The 20,645-nt window shown below is 58.4% G+C and carries 14 protein-coding genes and 1 pseudogene; 10 read left to right on the forward strand and 5 right to left on the reverse strand.

From position 1 onward, the window contains the following. Nucleotides 1-19 precede the first annotated feature (19 nt). Nucleotides 20-2,290 (reverse strand): TonB-dependent siderophore receptor, encoded by a 2,271-nt coding sequence (locus BN2591_RS10740; RefSeq protein WP_086871338.1) that lies wholly within the window; start codon nucleotides 2,288-2,290, stop codon nucleotides 20-22. A 253-nt stretch (nucleotides 2,291-2,543) separates the two neighbouring features. Between BN2591_RS10740 and fes the strand changes: the two genes are divergently transcribed. The 7 genes and pseudogenes from fes (at nucleotide 2,544) to BN2591_RS10775 (ending at nucleotide 12,512) form a co-directional block, all read left to right on the forward strand. Further along, nucleotides 2,544-3,755, forward strand: a complete 1,212-nt coding sequence (gene fes / locus BN2591_RS10745) for an enterochelin esterase (protein ID WP_086871340.1) — start codon at nucleotides 2,544-2,546, stop codon at nucleotides 3,753-3,755. A gap of 28 nt (nucleotides 3,756-3,783) precedes the next feature. Beyond that, on the forward strand, nucleotides 3,784-3,987 hold the full coding sequence (locus BN2591_RS10750) for an MbtH family protein (RefSeq protein WP_086871343.1): 204 nt from the start codon (nucleotides 3,784-3,786) through the stop codon (nucleotides 3,985-3,987). 10 nt (nucleotides 3,988-3,997) lie between these two features. After that, nucleotides 3,998-7,885: an enterobactin non-ribosomal peptide synthetase EntF gene (gene entF / locus BN2591_RS10755; RefSeq protein ID WP_086871345.1), complete on the forward strand. Its 3,888-nt coding sequence runs from the start codon at nucleotides 3,998-4,000 to the stop codon at nucleotides 7,883-7,885. Between the two features lie 117 nt (nucleotides 7,886-8,002). Beyond that, nucleotides 8,003-10,915 (forward strand): RHS repeat protein, encoded by a 2,913-nt coding sequence (locus BN2591_RS10760; protein WP_086871347.1) that lies wholly within the window; start codon nucleotides 8,003-8,005, stop codon nucleotides 10,913-10,915. A 12-nt stretch (nucleotides 10,916-10,927) separates the two neighbouring features. Then, nucleotides 10,928-11,227, forward strand: coding sequence for a hypothetical protein (locus BN2591_RS10765; RefSeq protein WP_086871349.1), 300 nt, complete (start codon nucleotides 10,928-10,930; stop codon nucleotides 11,225-11,227). A 130-nt stretch (nucleotides 11,228-11,357) separates the two neighbouring features. Then, nucleotides 11,358-11,687: pseudogene (locus BN2591_RS24735) on the forward strand (RHS repeat-associated core domain-containing protein); the annotation flags it as partial. A gap of 465 nt (nucleotides 11,688-12,152) precedes the next feature. Beyond that, entirely contained in the window at nucleotides 12,153-12,512 is a 360-nt protein-coding gene (locus BN2591_RS10775; protein ID WP_143468246.1) for a hypothetical protein, read from the forward strand. 38 nt (nucleotides 12,513-12,550) lie between these two features. On the opposite strand, the gene fepC is transcribed toward BN2591_RS10775, so the two are convergent. From fepC to fepD, 3 genes are read right to left on the reverse strand one after another with little or no spacing between them, the layout of a single operon-like run. Next, nucleotides 12,551-13,351 carry an iron-enterobactin ABC transporter ATP-binding protein gene (gene fepC, locus BN2591_RS10780; RefSeq protein WP_086871355.1) on the reverse strand — a complete coding sequence of 267 codons (801 nt, stop codon included), beginning with the start codon at nucleotides 13,349-13,351 and terminating at the stop codon, nucleotides 12,551-12,553. Further along, complete coding sequence (gene fepG, locus BN2591_RS10785) at nucleotides 13,348-14,340, reverse strand: iron-enterobactin ABC transporter permease (RefSeq protein WP_086871357.1); 993 nt, start codon at nucleotides 14,338-14,340, stop codon at nucleotides 13,348-13,350. The genes fepC and fepG overlap by 4 nt, the downstream gene beginning before the upstream one ends. Next, nucleotides 14,337-15,341, reverse strand: a complete 1,005-nt coding sequence (fepD, locus tag BN2591_RS10790) for a Fe(3+)-siderophore ABC transporter permease (RefSeq protein ID WP_086871359.1) — start codon at nucleotides 15,339-15,341, stop codon at nucleotides 14,337-14,339. Before fepD ends, fepG begins: the two co-directional genes overlap by 4 nt. 112 nt (nucleotides 15,342-15,453) lie before the next feature. Between fepD and entS the strand changes: the two genes are divergently transcribed. Then, nucleotides 15,454-16,695, forward strand: a complete 1,242-nt coding sequence (gene entS / locus BN2591_RS10795) for an enterobactin transporter EntS (protein ID WP_086871361.1) — start codon at nucleotides 15,454-15,456, stop codon at nucleotides 16,693-16,695. Here entS and fepB read toward each other — a convergent pair whose 3' ends face one another. Then, on the reverse strand, nucleotides 16,696-17,622 hold the full coding sequence (gene fepB, locus BN2591_RS10800) for a Fe2+-enterobactin ABC transporter substrate-binding protein (RefSeq protein WP_425268953.1): 927 nt from the start codon (nucleotides 17,620-17,622) through the stop codon (nucleotides 16,696-16,698). 219 nt (nucleotides 17,623-17,841) lie between these two features. On the opposite strand from fepB, the gene entC reads away from it, so the two are divergent. Together entC and entE are read left to right on the forward strand one after the other, a co-directional pair. After that, nucleotides 17,842-19,017: an isochorismate synthase EntC gene (gene entC / locus BN2591_RS10805; protein WP_086871365.1), complete on the forward strand. Its 1,176-nt coding sequence runs from the start codon at nucleotides 17,842-17,844 to the stop codon at nucleotides 19,015-19,017. Between the two features lie 9 nt (nucleotides 19,018-19,026). After that, nucleotides 19,027-20,637 (forward strand): (2,3-dihydroxybenzoyl)adenylate synthase EntE, encoded by a 1,611-nt coding sequence (entE, locus tag BN2591_RS10810; RefSeq protein WP_086871367.1) that lies wholly within the window; start codon nucleotides 19,027-19,029, stop codon nucleotides 20,635-20,637. Nucleotides 20,638-20,645: the final 8 nt, after the last annotated feature.

The following is a 20,645-nucleotide window of genomic DNA, read 5'->3' on the forward strand; positions in this document are numbered from 1 at the left end:
GGGGGAGGGCGCTTGTTGCTTAGAAGCGGGTGTTTACGCCCATATACCAGGTGCGGCCCGACTCGTTATACGTTGCAGCACCTGCACCGTACATCCAGTTTGCGCCGCCGCCAGTGGTTTGCGCGTTACCTTCGCGCCAGTGACGTTTGTCAAACACGTTACTGACCCCGCCCGTCAGGCTGACGTTTTTGGTCACGTCCCAGGTGCCGCTCAGGCCAACGATGCTGTACGGGCTCACTTCGTTGGTGGCGGAACCGGTCACGCGGTTACCTTTGTAGTCATATTTCTTCGGCTGCTGTTTACCGTACCAGGTAAAGGTCGATTGCAGTGAAACATCCTGGGTAACCTGCCAGCTCAGCGTGGAATTCCATGTGTATTCCGGAATGATCGACAGACGTTCGCCGGTGGTTTTGTTTTTGCTTTGCAGCATGTAGGTGACATTGTTGGTCCAGTTTACCGTCTCGCTTACCGGCACATTCAACGCACCTTCTAACCCTTCCACCACCGCTTTCGGCACGTTATCCCACTGGTAGATATAGGTGTTCAGGGTGGACTTACCACTGATGATGGAGGTTTGTCCCACCGGCGAATAGCCCGACTCAATCTTATTGCGGTAGTCGTTACGGAACCAGGTCACGCCAGCCAGCCAGCCGTCACGTTTGAACTCCAGACCAATCTCTTTATTGATGCTGGTTTCCGCTTTCAGATCGTCGTTGCCTTGCAGATAACAGCCGATATCTCTGCCGTTGGCATCCACGGTGACCGCGTAGCAACCCTGACCACGGCTGTAGAGAATGTAGTTCGGGTTGGTCTGGTACAGGCTCGGTGCTTTATAAGCACGGGCGATACCCATTTTCAGGGTGAAGTCGTCGCCCAGGCCCTGAGACAAGTTCAGCGACGGGCTCCAGTTGTTGCCCACGATGGTGTGGTGGTCGAAGCGCAACGCAGGCGTCAGCATGGTGCTGTCGGTCAGCTCAATGTTGTCTTCGGCAAACACCGAGAAGATATCCGCATCGGAATAGGGACTACGGCCGGTGCTGCTGTAACCGGGAATATTACCGCCCATAAAGGTCTGCGTATTCGAGGTGGAATCTTTCATGCTCTGATGATCCCACTCGGCGCCGAGCGTCAGGTTCTGCTTGAACAACAGTTCAAATGGCAGGCTTGCTTCGCTGTGCAGCAACAGATCGCTGTAGTCGATATCGGAGAATTTTTGCGCGTTGAACAGACCTTCCGTACCGCCCGCCAGCCCTTCCGGGATGCGCGAGTTACGGGTGTGTTCATAGCGTACCCAGTTGTTGGTGGTAACGCCGTTATCCCAGCCGCCGGTCCAGGTCGCCGAATAGTTCTGGCGATAAAGGCGGTTGGTCTCTTTGCCATAGTTATCATTGACATAATTATTGGTGCTGCTGTCGTTGTTGGTGTTCTGCGTATCGCCCGCGTAGAGGTTGCCCTGGCGGCTGTAACCGGCCTGCAACTCCAGGGCCTGCATTGGGGCAAAATCCCAGCGCACGACGCCGGTAATGTCTTTGTTGATCGAGCCTTCACGTCCGGCAACGACAGTGTTGGCGTAAGTTCCGGTACGTTCGGATTGGTGATCTTTGTTGATGTCCTGCGCATCGGCCTGGGTTTTGGCGAGGTTGCCATACAGGCGGAAGCTAACATCGTCGCCGAGCGGGCCGCTCAGGCTGAAGTTGGTACGTTTGGTTGAACCTTCATCTTTGTGTTCCGGCGCGTTGAAATAGCTATTCCACGAGCCGTGCCATTCGCCAGTATTCTCTTTTTTGGTGATGATATTCACCACGCCGCCTGCCGCGCCGTTACCGTAACGCGCCGCCGCCGGGCCGCGAATCACTTCGATACGCTCGATCATTTCCGGCGGCACCCAGTTGGTGTCACCGCGGCTGTCGCGCTCGCCGCGCCAGCCAAGTCGCACGGAATTGCGGCTGGTAACGGGTTTTCCATCCACCAGAATCAGGGTGTTTTCCGGACCCATGCCGCGAATGTCGATCTGGCGGTTGTTCCCGCGCTGACCGCTTGTGGCGTTACCGGTTAAGTTCACGCCCGGCATGGTACGGATAATTTCGGAGACATCACGGGAAGGCGGGTTCTTACGAATTTCGTCAGCCGTGATGGTGGAAACGCCCGGCGCCTGCAAGTTTTGCTGCTCAGCCGTGACGACAATCGTCTCTTCGCCGAAGGCGCGGGTTTCGGCCGCGAACGCCGACACAGCAACGCCGTAGATCCCCAGATTGACCAGAACGGCCAGGGATTTGATTTTGTTATTCATTGTTGTTCCTGCTTTTCGTCGCCGCATCCCCGGCTAGTCCTTTCCCAGGGGAGAGGAGGCGGCATAATGAAGCCAGCGCGGAGCGAGGCGCTCAGTCCTGAGAAAATTCGCCCACGGCGGCCGTTTTAAGTGAAAGACGCGCTTCCCACAGCGCGCCAATACGCTATTGCAAATGAAAATAGTTATCAATAATATTATCGATATTTTTTGATCTGCAAGCAAAAATTTCCACAGCATATTTGAGGTTAAAGCCGTGACGTCAACAACGGGAAGTGATGCCTGGTGGGAGTCAAAACAGGGGCCCGAATGGGTCAAAAACGCGCAGGGAAATTATGAGGTCACATTCTGGTGGCGCGATCCCGCCGGGACAGAAGCAACCTCGCGCGTGCGGCGGGTGTGGATCTACATTACCGGCGTGACCGATCACCATCAAACATCGACGCCGCAATCGCTGAGTCGCATTGCCGGAACCGATGTCTGGTACTGGAAAACGACGCTCGAAGCCAGCTGGCGCGGCAGTTACTGCTTCATTCCTTCGCACAACAGCGACGATTTTTCCGCCGACGTTTTTGCCACTACGCCGCCGGATCGCACTGCGCTGCGCGAAGGCTGGCGCAAGTTGTTGGCTCATGCGATTGCCGATCCGCTCAATGCGCAAAGCTGGCGCGGCGGGCGCGGCCATCCCGTTTCAGCGCTGGAAATGCCCGATGCGCCGTTGCAGCCAGGATGGCGTGAAACACAGACGCCGTTTAATGCGCCGCAGTGCCTGCAATGGCGCAGCAAACTCCTCAACACTACGCGGCGCGTCTGGGTTTACACCACCGGTAGCGGCGAGAGCGCCGAACGCCCGCTGGCGATCCTGCTCGACGGACAGTTTTGGGCGCAAAGTATGCCGGTATGGCCCGCACTGGCGGCATTGACCAGCGCCGGGCAACTGCCGGAGGCAGTGTATGTGCTGATCGATGTGATTGATAACGCCCACCGCAGCCGGGAGTTGCCGTGCAATGCCGATTTCTGGCTGGCGGTACAAGCCGAGTTATTGCCGCAGGTTCGTGCCATTGCGCCGTTCAGCGACAACGCGGAGCACACCGTGGTGGCCGGGCAGAGTTTTGGTGGCCTGTCGTCACTGTATGCCGCGCTGCACTGGCCGCAGCGGTTTGGCTGTGTGTTGAGCCAGTCTGGATCATTCTGGTGGCCGCATCGCGGCGGCGAGCGCGACGGCATCATTATCGAACAACTTAAAAACGGTGAGTTGAACCCGCAGAGCCTGCGCATTGTGCTGGAGGCAGGCGTTCGCGAACCGCTTATTTTTCGCGCCAACGAGGCGCTTTTTCCCCTGTTACAACGCACACAGCAGTCGGTTTTCTGGCGTCAGGTTGACGGCGGACACGATGCGCTTTGCTGGCGCGGCGGGTTGACCTCCGGGCTTATCACCCTCTGGCAGCCGCTTACCCGCGCTTGTTAATCGCGCCTTTTCACGACAGGAGTTTGCTATGGAATTCACCAACCCTTTCGATAACCCGCAAGGGCAATTTTATATTCTGCAAAATACCCGGCGGCAGTTCAGCCTGTGGCCTGCGCAGTGCGCGCTTCCCGATGGCTGGAATGTTGTCTGCGAGCCACAACCGCAGGGTGCGTGCGACGCCTGGCTGGCGGCAAACTGGCAAACATTGACCCCGGCGCACCATGCGCAATGAGGAGCGGAAAATGACCCAACGTTTACCGCTGGTCGCCGCACAGCCGGGGATCTGGATGGCGGAAAAACTCTCAACCCTGCCCAACGCCTGGAGCGTGGCGCACTATGTGGAACTGAAGGGCGATATCGACGCCGCGCTGCTGGCTCAGGCGATTGTCAGCGGTTTGTCGCAGGCCGACACGCTGCGCATGCGCTTTGAGGAAGAGAACGGCGAAGTGTGGCAGTGCGTCGATGAGGCACATGTCTTTGCCCTGCCGGAGATTGTTGATTTGCGTGACAGCGGCGAACCACACGCCGCCGCGTTACAGATAATGCAGGATGACCTGGCGCAAAACCTGCGCGTGGAGAGCGGCAATCCGCTGGTGTGCCATCGGCTGTTACGCGTGGGCGAGCAACACTGGTACTGGTATCAGCGTTATCACCATTTACTGGTTGATGGCTTCAGTTTTCCGGCCATTACCCGCCAGATTGCGGCCATTTACAGCGCATGGCGGCGCGGTGAGCCCACACCGACATCACCCTTTACACCGTTTGCCGGGGTGGTGGAAGAGTATCAGCGCTACCGCGAAAGTGACGCCTGGCAGCGCGACCGCGCTTTTTGGGCACAGCAGCGCAGCGCGTTACCCTCTCCGGTCTCCCTTTCCGACACGCCACTGCCGGGGCGCGCGGCAACAACCGACATTCTGCGCCTCAACGTGGCGATGGATATCCATGCATTTCGCCGCGTAACCCAGGCTTTTAGCCACCATTCGCCCGCCGATCTGGCGCTGGCGCTGGCCGCACTGTGGCTGGGGCGACTGTGCGGGCGCACCGACTATGCCGCCGGATTTATCTTTATGCGCCGCATGGGCTCGTCGGCGTTAACCGCCACCGGGCCGGTGCTCAACGTGTTGCCGCTGGGCATTCATCTGGATGGCACACAAACGCTCTGTGATCTGGCGACGGGGCTTGCAGGCAGCCTGAAAGCGATGCGTCGCCACCAGCGTTATGATGCCGAGCAAATTGTGCGCGACGCCGGGCGTGCGGCGGGCGACGAACCGCTTTTCGGTCCGGTATTTAACGTCAAAATGTTCGATTACCAGCTGGATGTGGACGGCATTAAAGGCATCACGCACACGCTGGCGACCGGGCCGGTCAACGATCTGGAGATTGCCCTGTTCCCGCATGAAGAGGGCGGTTTCTCGCTGGAAGTGCTGGCGAACCGCAGCCGTTATGATGAAGCGACGTTAAAAGCGCATGTCGCGCGTCTGGCGCACTTGCTGAACCAGTTTGCTGAAAACCCGCAGTTACGCTGCGGCGACGCGGATTTGCTCTTTGTGCAGGAAGCGCAGCGGCTGGCGGAGATTAACGATACCGACAAGATGCTGCCGACCACCACATTAAGCGCGCTGGTTGCCGCGCAGGCAGCGAAAACGCCGGATGCGCCCGCGCTGGCTGATGCGCAGTGGCAATTTACCTACCGCGAAATGCGCGAGCAGGTGGTGGCGCTGGCGCACCAGCTTCGCCTGCTTGGCGTACAGCCCGGCGACAGCGTGGCGGTGGCGCTGCCGCGCTCGGTATTCCTGACGCTGGCGCTGCACGGCATTGTCGAAGCGGGTGCCGCCTGGCTACCGCTGGATACCGGTTACCCGGACGAGCGGCTGAAAATGATGCTCGACGATGCCAGACCGCGTTTGCTCATTACAGCGCAGAGCCAACTGGCGCGCTTTAGCGATATTCCCGCGCTTCGCCATTTCTGCTACGAAGCCCCGCTGGCAACCCATGGCAGCGACGCGCTCAATCTGGCTCGCCCGGCACATACCGCGTACATCATTTTCACCTCTGGCTCCACCGGGCGGCCAAAAGGAGTGATGGTCGGGCAAACCGCCATTGTTAACCGCCTGCTGTGGATGCAAGAGAGCTATCCGCTCAGCGCGCAGGATGTGGTGGCGCAGAAAACGCCGTGCAGTTTTGACGTGTCGGTGTGGGAGTTCTGGTGGCCGTTTATCGCCGGGGCAAAGCTGGTGATGGCGGAACCGGACGCGCATCGCGATCCGCACGCGTTGCAGGACTTTTTTACCCACTACGGCGTGACCACCACGCACTTTGTGCCGTCGATGTTAGCCGCGTTTGTCGCTTCACTAACGCCGGAAAGCGCAAAGCGCAGTTGCCGCACGCTAAAACAGGTGTTCTGTAGTGGCGAAGCGCTGCCTGCCGATTTGTGCCGCGACTGGCAGCAGCTGACCGGCACGCCGCTGCATAACCTGTATGGTCCGACCGAAGCCGCTGTGGATGTGAGCTGGTATCCCGCATACGGCGAGGCGCTGGCGGAGGTACGCGGCAACAGTGTGCCGATTGGTTTCCCGGTGTGGAACACGGGTTTGCGCATTCTGGATGCGATGATGCGCCCGGTGCCGCCGGGCGTGGCGGGCGATCTCTACCTCACCGGCATTCAACTGGCGCAGGGCTATCTTGGCCGCCCGGATCTCACCGCCAGCCGCTTTATCGCCGATCCGTTTGTCGCTGGCGAGCGCATGTACCGCACCGGTGATATCGCGCGCTGGCTGGAAAACGGCGCGGTCGAATACCTCGGGCGCAGCGACGACCAGTTGAAAATTCGCGGTCAGCGCATTGAGTTAGGCGAAATTGATCGTGCCCTGCAGGCACTGCCGGATGTGGCTCAGGCGGTGGCGCATGCCTGCGTCTTTAACCAGGCCGCCGCCGGTGGCGGCGATGCGCGTCAGTTAGTGGGGTATGTGGTTTCTGCTTCCGGGCAGCCGCTGGATGCACCGGCGCTGCTGGCGCAACTGCGTGAGCAACTGCCGCCGCATATGGTGCCGGTAGTGCTGGTGCAACTGGACGCGCTGCCGCTGAGCGCCAACGGTAAGCTCGACCGAAAAGCGTTGCCGCTGCCGGAACTGGCGGTGCAGCAGGGTGGCCGCCCGCTCAACGCCGGATTGGAAACGCGGGTCGCACAGGCATTTGCCGGTTTGCTCGGGTGCGAAGTGAACGATGCGCAGGCGGATTTCTTCGCGCTCGGTGGGCATTCGTTGCTGGCGATGCGCCTGGCGGCGCAACTGAGCCGCGAGTGCCAACGGCAGGTTACGCCGGGGCAGATCATGGTCGCTTCCACGGTAGAAAAACTCGCCGCCTCGCTGGAAGAATCCCTTTCGGCGGAACAGGCCGGGCGGCTTGGGATGGAAACGCTGTTGCCACTGCGCGAAAGCACCGGGCCAACGCTGTTTTGCTTCCATCCGGCGTCCGGTTTTGCCTGGCAGTTTAGCGTGCTCGCCCGTCACCTTGCGCCGCGCTGGTCGATTATCGGTATTCAGTCGCCGCGACCGGATGGCCCGCTGCAACAGGCCGCGACATTAGACGAAGCCTGTGAGCAACACCTGGCGACGTTGCTGGCGCAGCAGTCGCACGGGCCGTATTACCTGTTGGGCTATTCGCTCGGCGGCACGCTGGCGCAGGGCATCGCCGCGCGTCTGCGGCAGCGGGGGGAAGAGGTGGCGTTTCTTGGCCTGCTCGATACCTGGCCGCCGGAAACGCAAAACTGGGCAGAAAAAGAGGCACACGGGCTGGATGCGGAAGTGCTGGCAGAGATCGAACGCGAGCGACAGGCGTTTCTCGCCGCACAGCAGGGGCAAGCCTCCGGCGAGCTGTTCTCTGTTATCGAGGGCAACTATGCCGATGCGGTTCGCTTGCTGACTACCGCCCACAGCCTGCCGTTTGACGGTAAAGCCACGCTGTTTGTTGCCGAGCGCACATTACCCGCAGGCACCGATCCGCACACCGCCTGGGCACCCTGGGTTCGCGAACTGGAGGTTTACCGTCAGGATTGCGCGCATGTGGGGATTATCTCGCCGCAGGCATTTGCGCGTATTGGGCCGGTGCTAAGGGAAATTTTAGGAGAATAAGCGACATCAGGCCCTTTGCCATTAAAGGGCCTGCATTGTGGATTATTTACGCAGTGATTGTTTTTTTGATGCTTATAATTTGAACAGATTGTTCCATAACTACTCTGGAGAAAATCTGTGAACATTTCACTTTTCAGCAAAACCCCGACCGTCATGGCGCTTGATAATCGCGGCCTGACGGTGCGCGAAATGGCATATCACCGCCATCCCGACTCCCCCGATATCACCGATGAACGCATTATCCGCCATCAGTTCAATGCGCGCGGTTTTCCCGCGCAGAGCGCCGACCCGCGACTTTATGCCGCCGGGCTGGTGAATTTTGGCTTTCTCAGTGACCTCGGTGGTACGCCGCTGCGCACGCAAAGCGCCGATGCCGGAACGACCGTGGTGCTGAACGACGCCGCCGGGCGGACTGTTTTGCAGGTCAGCAATATCGGCGCGGGTAATGACCGCAGCGCGGCCGTGACCCGTACCTTTCAGTATGAAGATGCCAGCCTGCCGGGACGCCCGCTGAGCGTGACCGAACAGGGGAAAATCAGCGAACGCTTGGTCTGGGCCAACAGTTCGGCTGATGAACAGAGCCACAACCTGGCTGGGCAACTGGTCGGCCACTATGACCCGGCAGGCCTGCTGTCGACCAACAGCATTTCCCTGAGCGGCGTACCGCTTTCCGTCACCCGCCAGTTGCTGCCGGATGATGCAGAAGCCGACTGGCAGGGCGCGGATGCCTCCGCGTGGAACGACCTGCTGGCGGGCGAAACCTACACCACAACCAGCACGGTGGACGCCGCCGGGAATGTGCTCACCACCACCGATGCGAAAGGCAATGTCCAGCGCGTGGCGTATGATGTGGCAGGTCTGCTGAAAGGCAGCTGGCTGACGGTGAATGGCGGTTCCGAACAGATTATCGTGAAATCCCTGACCTGGTCCGCTGCCGGACAGAAGCTGCGCGAGGAGCACGGCAACGGCGTGGTGACAACTTACAGCTACGAAGCCGAAACCCAGCGTCTGGCGGGGATTAAAACCGAGCGCATTACAGCCGCGAAAGTGCTGCAGGATTTGCGCTATGAATATGACCCGGTGGGCAATGTGCTGGTGATAACCAACGATGCCGAGGAGACGCGCTTCTGGCGCAATCAGGAAGTGGTTCCCGAAAACCGCTACACCTACGACAGCCTGTACCAGCTTATCAGCGCCAGCGGGCGCGAAATGGCGAACGCGGTACAGCAGAACAGCAGCCGGCCTGATTACATCTCCTTCGATAACGCCACTTACACGAACTACTCCCGCACTTACACTTACGACAACGCCGGAAACCTGACCAGAATTCAGCACAGCGCACCCGCGTCCGGCAATAACTACACGACATCAATTACCGTCAGCGACCGCAGCAACCGCGCGGTGCTCAGCACGTTTACCGAAAACCCGGCGGATGTGGAGGCGCTGTTCACCGCCGGTGGCCAGCAGAAACAACTTTTACCGGGGCAGACACTCAAGTGGACGCCGCGCCAGGAGCTGCAGCAGGTCACGCCCGTCACCCGCGACGGCGCAGCCGATGACAGTGAAAGCTACCGCTACGACGCCGCCAGCCAGCGTATCGTCAAAACCACCTCACAGCTGACCGGCAACACCACGCAGACAAAACGGGTGATTTACCTGCCGGGTCTGGAGCTGCGCAGCAGCGCAACCGAAGAATTGCAGGTAATAACGGTCGGTGTCGCCGGTCGCGCCCAGGTGCGGGTTTTACACTGGGAAAGCGGGCAGCCTGACGGCATCAGCAATGACCCTGTACGTTACAGCTATGACAATCTCACCGGCAGCAGCAGCCTCGAAGTGGACAGCAGCGGTGAGTTAATCAGCCAGGAGGAGTATTACCCGTTTGGCGGCACGGCACTGTTTGCCGCGCGCAGCCAGCTGGAGGCGGATTACAAGATCATTCGTTATTCGGGTAAAGAGCAGGACGCAACGGGCCTGTATTACTACGGTTACCGCTATTACCAGCCGTGGGCGGGACGGTGGCTGAGTGCTGATCCGGCGGGTGGTATTGACGGGCTAAATCTTTTCCGCATGGTGCGCAATAACCCTGTCAGCCAACGCGATGACAATGGGCTCATTGCGACCGGCAACGCCGCCAGAAGGCAGGTAGCGATGGAGTTCATTACCCCTCAACATATGGCTGCGATAGAAGTTGTCTCGGAACTACATGAAGCCATTATTAGCTTCAGAGAGGCAGGGGTTTATACCATTGACGCTCTTAATAGCGGAGCCGCAGCGAAAGGCCATAACATTCTTGAGAAAACTATTAAGACTCGCTCGCTGGAAGCGGCATATGGTGAAAAGGCGGATGAGATCCGCGATATTGCCACAGAGGCCGGATTAATTGGTCTGGTGGGAAACTGGAAAGGTAAGGGCAACACGATTAGCGGTATATGGGTACACAATGTTAAGGCAGGGGTGGATGAGCCTTTTCGTTTATCGCTAACGAGTTCAGAGGATCTGCATGCCTTTAATCTTGCCCGCAGTAAAGGAGATATTGTTCCCTATACCGGGGATTATGATATGCATGACATCATTTTAAAACGTACCCGCAGGCCGCCTGGTGTCGGTAGTGCCGAAGAGAAGCAAATTATCAACAGTATCAACCGATATATTTCGATCCTCGATCCCGCGCGCCCCTTCGAACAAATTCATATGAATCCGGTGCGCCACGGGGCACAGAATAATTTCGTTCCTTATATGTGGCAGGAGGAGTTTGAGGATGTTGCGGAACACGGGGGCTATATTCGTGACGTCGCTATGCCTGGCCCCTTCCCGGTAGCGATTGTTAAAGATGGTGAATGGACAATAGCGGAAGATGAAGATGAGTGGCGGGGCTTTTTCCGTGAGAATCTTATCTCGCAGCCGCGACACTGGAACAAAATGCCCCGTTTCGGATCCGGGGATTGGGGATTGCTCAAAGTGAATAAACACTATGTCATCACCCCACAGCACCAGCGGCAATTAAGCTTAAGGAGAGCGACCATTCTTTAACTCAGCAAATAAATGGCACTGTCGCATACCCCGTCCCGGCAGGGGTATGCGCGACTGGATCGTCGATTGCCATGCAGCGCCGCTTTCACCCGCTCATTCCAGTATGAAGAGGCAAGCCTGGCGGGACGACAACGCGGCATTACTGAGCAGGGAAAAATCAGCGAACGCTTTGTCTGGAGCGTTAATTTCGCAGAGGAACAGAGCCACAATCTCAGCGGTCAACTGGTTAGCCCCTTCGACCCGACAAGCTTTGTTTCTCTGAGCGGCGTCACCCACCAGTTACTGCCGGACGATGCACTGGCCGACTGGTAGGGTATGGATGTTTCAGTGTGAATGATTTGCTGACAGGCGAAACCTACATTTACCGGGGCAGAGCCTGGACAGGACTGCAAGCCAGGAACTGTAAAAAGGCACTCCAGTGATGCGCGATGGCGCAGCGGACGACCACGAACGTTACTGCTACGACAACCTCCCCGGCAGTAGGGCACTGGAAGTGAACAGTGGCGGCGAGTTAATCAGCCAGGAAGAGTATTACCCCTACGGCGTCACGGCGTTGTTCGCAGCCCGCAGCCAACTGGAGGCGGGTTATAAAACTATTCGTTTTTCCGGCAAGGAGCAGGATGCCACAGGCTTGTATTACTACGGATATCGCTATTATCAGCCGTGGGCGGGACGATGGCTCTCGGCAGATCCGGCGGGCACGGTGGACGGGATAAACATCTATCAGATGGTTAATAACAATCCCATTGTATTAAGCGATGATTCAGGTCTGTTCTCATTTAAATGGTGGGGTATTTCTCCGGCGAAACGGGCGAATTTAAGTTACCAGAGAATGGCTGAAGGCGAAATATGGAGTGGGTTCAGTGATTATGCATCCTTTCTGCAACAAGCAAAACAGAATTTAAAAGATATAAAATCAGCCAATAAAGTTTTGTCACCTGAAGCAGCTGTTTTTATTAATCGGTTTCAGAGAATAGATTTTAATTTGGTTCACTTTTCTAATTCGGATCTGTCTAAAGGCGTTTTTTATTCAAGAGTCGAATTGGAAAAGAAAAAATAATTTTTAATGAATTGAATACGACGCCGGTAGATATTTCACAACTAAAAACAGACGACTTTTCCTTTTTCTCACTGGAAGTCGTAGGGGCGAAAGGTAAGTTAACCAGTGTCCTGGGGGGTAATAAATATGAAATTCCACTACGTGAAACCGTGAATTATAAATATATGAATTATGCACATGTCGCCATTAACGATACCTTACTATTTGATGTCCGCCAGAAAAAAAACGGGCCTGGAAAGACAACTCGCGCTACTGAAGAATAAATCAGATATAAACTTTTTAAATCGGGAAATAATAGCGAAAGCGGCTAATCAAACCGTTTTTGATATTAAAGATCTTAAAGAAAGTCTGGCTTACAGAATAGTCAATAGCACGAAAAATTTATCCGCAGAGGGGCAGAAAAAAATATTTAGCGCCAGAACACCGCAGGAGTTTGATCTCGTGCTTTCGGTCATGTACCGGGCTCAGGTGCTAGTGCCCAAAAAATTTGTCAGTAAACTCGTTCAGAGGACGATGACGCAAAATGCGGCGGCTTAGCGGTAACACCGATCTTATGTAAGTAACATCCAATGTGGTTACCGCCCGCTACGCCCGAGCGGTACCACCAGTGGGGTATGCGCGATGGGATCATCAATGATCATGCAGCGCATGCCATACACCGCCTCAATCAATTCGGCGGTGACAATCTCTTTTGGCGCGCCCTGGGCGACGATTTTGCCGTCGCGCAGGGCAATCAGATGCGTGGCGTAGCGGCAAGCCTGGTTCAAATCGTGCAGCACCGCCGCCAGCGTGTAGCCCTGCTCGCGGTTCAGCTCACTCAACAGTTCCAGTAAGTCGATCTGGTAGCTGATATCCAGCCAGGTCGTTGGTTCATCAAGTAGCATGATCGCCGTCTCTTGCGCCAGCACCATCGCGATCCATGCCCGCTGACGCTGCCCGCCGGAGAGCGTATCGACACTCTGTGTGGCCAGGTTTTCCACCCCGGTTGCCCGCATCGCCCGCTGCACCGCGTCGTCATCCTCTTTACGCCAGCGGGTAAACAGCGGCTGGTGCGGATAACGCCCGCGCGCGACCAGCTCCTGCACGGTGATATCGCCGGGCGTGGTGGCGTTTTGCGCAAGCAACCCTATGCGGCGCGCCACCTCTTTGCTGGCATAGCGCTGGATCTGCTCGCCATCAAGATAAACATGACCTTGCGTTGGCGTCATCAGGCGGCTCAGCGTGCGCAGCAAGGTGGATTTACCGCAGCCGTTAGGGCCGATAATGGCGGTGAAATGGCCGTCGGGGATCGCCACGCTTAAACGTTCGGCAACCACTTTTTTGCCGTAGCCAAGGGTGAGCGCTTCGCCGCGCAAACGGGCAGATAAATCGGTCATTTCTTGCGAGACTCCTGAATTAACAAGGCGATAAGGTAAATACCGCCCAGGCTGACGGTCACCACGCCAACCGGCAACTGATAAGGCGTAAAACCGTGCTGGGCAATCATATCCGCCAGCAGTAACAACACCGCACCGCACAACGCGGACTGAGTTAACCCCCAGCGCGCGGTGGCGCTGATCCGGCGGGCAATATGCGGCGCGACCAGCGCGATAAACGAAATCGGCCCCGCCAGCGCTGTTGCGGCGGCGGTGAGTGCGACAGCCACCAGCATCAGCAGCAGTCGTGAACGCTCAACGCTGACGCCAAGCGCGCAGGCGCTGTCATCGCCCATTTCCAGCAGCCGCATACGTCGCGCCAGCAGAGCGGCAAAAAGAAACATCACCAGCATGATCGGCGCGGAAGGAATAGTTTTCACCCAGGTCAGGCCATTGAGCGACCCGGCGTTCCACAGCCCGGCGGAGAGCGCCGTTTCCAGCGAGGCATGCAGCAGCAGCCAGGTATTAAACGCCACCAGCATCGCCCGCACGCCAATACCGACGATGATCAAGCGGAACGTCTCAATGCCGTTGCGCCAGGCCAGCAGCCAGACCACCAGCGAGGTCAGCAGACCGCCGACCATCGCCGCCAGCGCGATCGCCGCCAGATGCTGACCAAACAGCACCATCGCCACCAGCACGCCGCTCCACGCGCCGGTGTTAAAGCCCATCACATCCGGGCTGCCGAGCGGGTTACGCATTAGCGACTGGAAAATCGCGCCGCTGACGCCAAGCGCTGCGCCCACCAGCAGCGCCATCAGTACGCGCGGCAAGCGCCACTCCATCACAACAAGTTGCATGGCGCGTGGCGCGTCGCCGGTGAGCGCGTCAAGCACCTGCGAAAACGCCAGCGTCACTGCACCGCTACGTAACCCCCACGCTGTCAATAACAACGCGGCGATAACCATGAATAAACAACTGCCGAGCAGGCGGCGGGAGGGCGCCATCATAAGCCACCTCCGCGCGCGCGGCGCACCAGCACGATCAACACCGGCGCGCCAATAAAGGCGCTAACCACGGAAACCCGCAATTCGCCCGGCACCAGCAGGCGGCCAATGATATCGGCAAACAGTAGCAGGGCAGGGGTGGCAATCAGCGTGACCGGCAGCGACCAGCGGTGATCCGCGCCGACCAGCCAGCGTGCCATGTGCGGCATCATCAGACCGATAAAGGCAATCGGGCCGACAACCGCCGTCGCGCTGCCGCACAGCACCGTGATGATCACTAAACCGAGCAACTGCGTGCGTGCCACGCGGCTGCCCAGCGCGGTAGCGGTGTCGCTGCCGAGGCTCAGGCTGTTAAGCGCGCGGCTCAGCATTAGTGCAATGGTCGCTGCCAGCAGCACCGGGATCAGGACAATTTTTAGCGTTTGCAGGGTGCGGATATCCAGCGAACCGGCCTGCCAGAAGCGCAACTGATCGTAAACGTCGGCATTAAGCAACGAAATGCCACTGGATAACCCTTCCAGCACCGCTGCCAGCGCCACGCCCGCCAGCGTCAGGCGAACCGGGCTGAGCTGCCCGCCGCCCTGGCTGCCGGTAAAGGCGACCAGCAGCGACGCCGCCAGTGCGCCGCAAAAAGCGAGCAACAGTTGTTCGACGGGAGTGACTGTACCCAGCAGCGCCGCGCCGAGCACAATGGCGAAACTGGCACCAGCGTTAACGCCGAGTAAGCCGGGATCGGCGAGCGGATTTCGCGTGAGCGTTTGCATTAACGCACCGGCAATACCCAGTGCGCCGCCCGCCAGTAAACCTGCCAGCGTACGTGGCAGGCGAGCATCATTGATGATGGTGCAGTCCGCGCTCTGGCAGACGCCAGTCAGGGCATCGATGACGACCGCGGCGGGCAGGGGTTTTGCGCCAATAAACAGGCTGAGTGCAACGGCGACAACCAGCAATATCAATAACCCGGCGAGGGCAACGGGGCGCGCCGGGAAAGCAGAACACGACATAAAACGTCCCAAATTTGATAATGATAGTAATTATCGTTATCGATCTTGTTTTGATATGTTACCATGCGCAGCCTGCGAATGGACATAGAAAGTGTGTATTTAAGGCATTGGAATGAAGCAACAATCCTGGCTGTTAAACCTGAGTCTGCTGCGTACGCATCCGGCGTTTCGCGCGGTATTTCTGGCGCGTTTTATCTCAATTCTCTCGCTGGGGTTATTGGGCGTGGCGGTACCGGTGCAAATCCAGGCGATGACCCACTCCAGCTGGCAAGTTGGCCTTGCTGTCACGCTGACCGGTAGCGCCATGTTCGTCGGCCTGATGTTTGGCGGCGTTCTGGCGGATCGTTTTGAACGCAAAAAACTGATCCTGCTGGCGCGTTCCACCTGCGGCGTTGGTTTTATCGGCCTGTATCTGAATGCCTTATTACCGGCGCCTTCGCTGCTGGCAATTTATCTGCTCGGTTTGTGGGATGGTTTTTTCGGCGCGCTGGGTGTGACGGCGCTGCTGGCGGCGACCCCGGCGCTGGTCGGGCGTGAAAATCTGATGCACGCTGGCGCAATTACCATGCTGACGGTGCGGCTGGGGTCGGTTATTTCGCCCATGTGCGGCGGCTTGCTGCTGGCGACCGGCGGCGTGGCGTGGAACTACGGGCTGGCGGCGGCGGGCACGTTTATCACCCTGTTGCCGTTGCTTAGCCTGCCTGCATTACCGCCACCGCCCCAACCGCGCGAGCACCCGCTGAAATCACTGCTTACCGCCCTGCAATTTTTACTGCATAACCCGCTCATTGGCGGCATCGCGCTGCTTGGCGGGCTATTAACGATGGCCAGCGCGGTGCGGGTGCTCTACCCGGCGCTGGCGATAAGCTGGAATATGTCGGCGGCAGAAATTGGTTTGCTGTATGCCGCGCTGCCGCTTGGCGCGGCGATTGGGGCGTTAACCAGCGGCAGGCTGGCGCATAGCGAACGCCCCGGCGTAATTATGCTGCTGGCGTCCGTGGGCGCGTTTATTGCCATCGGTTTATTCAGCCTGATGCCCGTCTGGGCGCTGGGTGTGCTGTTCCTGGCGTTATGCGGCTGGCTGACGGCGGTGAGTTCGCTGCTGCAATACACGCTGCTGCAAACACAAACCCCGGAAGCGATGCTCGGGCGAATTAACGGTTTATGGACGGCGCAGAATGTCACGGGCGACGCCATCGGCGCGGCGCTGCTTGGCGCGATGGCATCAATGATGACGCCCACATCATCGGCGAGCATCAGCGGTTTTGTGCTGGCGATTGTTGGCGTGTTGCTGGTGGTGGTGCTCGGCGAGCTGCGGCGTTTTCGCCAGGCGCAGCCCGCCACAGAAGCCTGATTACCCAAACAGCGCCGACAAACGTTGTAACACGCGGGTGGCGCTGTAGTAATCAAGACGGAAGGTTTCCGCACCCAGTGCATACACGCGGTGGTTTTGCACCGCTGGCAAGTGCGTCAGCAGCGGGTTCTGGCTAAGCGCGTCGGCGTCTTTCTGGTCGCTGGCAAACAGGAACAGCGCTTCGCCATTCAGCCCGGCGGCCAGGTTCTCGCCGCCTAACTGGACGATGTCATGACGCTTCCCCTGGCTCTGGCTGGTGTGCAGGTTCGCCGGTAACGGCGCGAGGGCAAAGCCCAGTTGCTGCAGCAATTTGCCCTGAGCGGACTCTGCGGTCCACAGATTAGCGGCGTGCGCCGCCGGGGTATAAACCAGCGCGGTGACCGGCTGCGGCGGCAGTTTCATGCGTGTTTTAACGTCAGCAAGCTGTTGATTGAACTGGCTGATACGTGCTGCCGCCTCTTTTTCGTGACCGGTGATTTCGCCAAGCTGCGTTAACAGCGCCTGCCAGCTTTTATCGTCGTAGTTGATAACCAGCGTCGGGGCGATGGTCGAGAGCTGATCATACAGCGGCAACGCGGAGTCGCCGCCGGTGGCGCTGATCAAAATTAAATCCGGCATCTGCGCGGCAACGGCTTCCGCATTGGTTTCACCAATGTAGAGACGGCCGACATTGCGCTGTCTGGCGATGTCGCCCCACTGGCGCAAAAAGCCCTGATCATCGGCGAAACGGTTATTGGGCGTGGTGGCTCCACTGGCGATAACCGGCGCGTCAATCGCCAGTAGCGAACCGGTGAGCGTCACGCTGGTGGAAACAATGCGCAGCGGCTTGCTGGTAAGCGTGTGGGTGCCGTGGCTGTCCGTTACCTGGCGCGGCCAGTCGGCGGCGGTGGCTGAGGTTAGTCCTAAAACAAAAATGCTCAAAAACACTAAGGGTTTACGGCTCCATAAAGAGAATCTCACAACGCGTATCCTGTTTTTGTTGAAGTTAATGCTTCTCATTTTCATCGCTGAATGAAGCAGATGCAAGCATTAGCACTACTGGCGAAGAATCTGCTGTTGACAGAGCAGGGCATAACTTTTTATCTTACTGCGACAAAACACAAATGATAATCATTCTTAGTTCATTTATCATTGTTGGAGGATGATATGGATACGTCCCTGGCTGAGGAAACCCGGCAGTCTGCGAAGACGCTGGCCGCGGATCAGTTTTTCTTTATGTCGCCGTACCGCAGTTTCACCACCTCCGGGTGCGTGGCGCGTTTCTGCGAGCCTGCCGCAGGCGGCGATGCGCCGCAGAGCGCTTTCCAGCAAAAGCTGGCGCAAGCCTTTGCCGATGCGAAAGCGCAGGGCATTGCCCGCCCGGTGATGGTAGGGGCGATCCCGTTCGATACCACGCAGCCGTCCGCACTGTTTATCCCGCAATCCTGGCAAACCTTCTCCCGCCCGGAGAAACAACGATCCGCGCGTTATTTCAACAGCGGCGCGATGCCGAATGTCATGGCGCAGCAGGAAATCCCCGCTCAGGACGCCTTTATGCAAATGGTGGCGAACGCCGCCGCCCGCACCGCCACGCCGGAAGTCGACAAAGTGGTGCTCTCACGTCTGATTGAGATCACTACCGACAGCCGCATCGACAGCGGCGTGCTGCTGGAACGGCTGATTGCCCAGAACCCGGCCAGTTTCAACTTCCACGTTCCGCTGCCCGATGACGGCGTACTGCTGGGCGCGAGCCCGGAATTGCTGCTGCGTAAGGAGCAGGAGCACTTCAGTTCACTGCCGCTCGCCGGATCGGCGCGTCGTCAGCCGGACGACATTCTCGATCGTGAAGCGGGCAACAAACTGCTGGCCTCGGAAAAAGACCGCCATGAACACGAACTGGTGACCCAGGCGATGAAAAACGTGCTGCAACCGCGCAGTAAAACCCTGACGCTGCCGGATTCACCGCAACTGATCACGACACCAACGTTATGGCACCTGGCCACGCCGATTGAAGGCACCGCATTAGCAGAGGAAAACGCGCTGACGCTGGCTTGTCTGCTGCATCCGACACCTGCGCTGAGCGGCTTCCCGCACCAGGTGGCGAAACAGGTGATTGCCGAGCTGGAGCCGTTCAACCGCGAGCTGTTTGGCGGCATTGTCGGCTGGTGCGACGCCGAAGGTAACGGTGAGTGGGTGGTTACCATCCGCTGCGCGCGGCTTCACGATAAAAGCGTACGTCTGTTCGCTGGTGCCGGAATTGTTCCGGCCTCGTCGCCGCTTTCGGAGTGGCGCGAAACCGGCGTCAAGCTGAGCACCATGCTGAACGCATTCGGTTTGCACTGAGGATTAACCATGACCATTGCTTTTACCCGCTGGCCGGAAGATTTTGCCCGTCGTTATCGTGAAAAGGGCTACTGGCAGGATTTACCGCTGACCGATATTTTAACCCGCCACGCGCATAGCGATGCCACGGCGGTGATTGACGGTGAACGGCGCTACAGCTACCGCCAGCTCAACGAGGCTTCAGACAATCTGGCCTCGGCGCTGCAGGCGCAGGGCATCAAGCGCGGGGAAACCGCGCTGGTGCAGTTGGGCAACGTCAGTGAGTTCTATATCGCCTTCTTTGCGCTGCTGAAAATTGGCGTCGTGCCAGTGAATGCGCTGTTCAGCCATCAGCGTAGCGAATTGAACGCCTATGCCGCGCAAATCGCTCCGGCGCTGCTGATTGCCGATCGCGCCCACACGCTGTTCGAGAATGACCATTTCCTCACCGCGTTTACCGCGCAGCACCCGTCGGTGCGCGCAGTGCTGCTGCGTGGCGACAATGGTGAGCAGGCACTGGAAAACGCCATTGCCCGCCCGGCAGATAACTTTATCGCCACGCCAACGCCTGCCGATGAAGTGGCGTTTTTCCAGCTTTCTGGCGGCAGCACCGGCACGCCGAAGCTCATTCCGCGCACGCACAATGATTACTACTACAGCATTGTGCGCAGTAACGAAATCTGCGGATTTAACCCGCAAACACGTTATCTCTGCGCACTGCCGGCGGCGCACAACTACCCGCTGAGTTCACCCGGCGCGCTGGGTGTTTTCCATGCCGGAGGCTGCGTGGTGCTGGCGGCCGATCCGAGCGCTACGCTCTGCTTCCCGCTGATTGAAAAACACCAGATTAACGTCACCGCGCTGGTGCCGCCGGCGGTGAGCCTGTGGTTACAGGCGATTGCCGAGTGGGGCAGCAATGTGCCACTCGCCTCGCTGCGGCTGTTACAGGTGGGCGGCGCGCGGTTATCGGCAACGCTTGCAGCACGCATTCCGGCGGAGATTGGCTGCCAGTTGCAGCAGGTGTTCGGCATGGCGGAAGGGCTGGTGAACTACACCCGACTGGATGATCCCTTCGAACGCATTATCAATACGCAAGGCCGCCCGATGTGCCCGGATGATGAAGTGTGGGTGGCGGATGAAAACGGCAATCTGCTGCCGCCAGGCCACGTTGGCCGCCTGATGACGCGTGGCCCGTATACCTTTCGCGGCTACTTTAACAGCCCAGAACACAATGCCAGCGCCTTTGATGACAACGGTTTTTACTGCTCCGGCGATCTGATTTCGATCGACGAACAGGGGTACATCACCGTACAGGGGCGCGAAAAAGATCAGATCAACCGTGGGGGCGAGAAGATTGCCGCCGAGGAGATCGAAAACCTGCTGCTGCGCCATGAGTCGGTGATCCACGCCGCGCTGGTCAGCATGGAAGACAGCCTGCTGGGTGAAAAAAGCTGCGCGTATCTGGTGGTGAAAACGCCGCTGCGCGCGGTGGCAGTCCGCCGCTTCCTGCGCGAGCAGGGCGTTGCCGAGTTCAAGCTGCCGGATCGCGTGGAGTGCGTGGACGCGCTGCCATTAACGCCGGTAGGCAAGGTTGATAAAAAACAGTTACGCCAGTGGTTAGCGCAGCGCGCCACCGCGTAAAGGAGAGA

This window comes from Kosakonia pseudosacchari, assembly GCF_900184035.1.
Taxonomy (GTDB): domain Bacteria; phylum Pseudomonadota; class Gammaproteobacteria; order Enterobacterales; family Enterobacteriaceae; genus Kosakonia; species Kosakonia pseudosacchari.